We start from the raw sequence: 314 nt of genomic DNA, 5'->3' as shown, positions 1-314 counted from the left end.
GTGGCCTGGAGTGATCAGGCGGCCCAGAATCCTGGGCTGGAGCGTTTCGGTGAAGGTGGCATGAGTGAGGACTCACTGTACCTGAATGTGACTGCGCCCAAGGATGCCGACAATCTACCGGTCATGGTCTGGTTCCATGGTGGCGGCTTCACTGCCCTGACCAGCAATACCCGGCCGTTCAACAATCCGCAGGCGTTGGTCAGCAAGGGGGTCGTACAGGTATCGGTTAACCATCGGCTGGGGCCCTTTGGCTATATCGCTCACCCGGAACTGAGTGCCGAGAGCGGCTACAACGGCTCAGGCAATTACGGTCA

The 314-nt window shown here is 59.2% G+C and carries 1 protein-coding gene; it reads left to right on the top strand.

The genetic code is table 11. The features are described from left to right. Positions 1 to 314 (top strand): carboxylesterase family protein (locus C2846_RS18530; RefSeq protein WP_165443872.1); only part of this gene is annotated, 314 nt, incomplete at both ends.

The organism is Pseudomonas jilinensis (assembly GCF_003586265.1).
Taxonomy (GTDB): Bacteria; Pseudomonadota; Gammaproteobacteria; order Pseudomonadales; family Pseudomonadaceae; genus Halopseudomonas; species Halopseudomonas phragmitis.
Note: the sequence above shows the minus strand (reverse complement) of the source record. Positions and strands in the feature narration are given on the sequence as shown.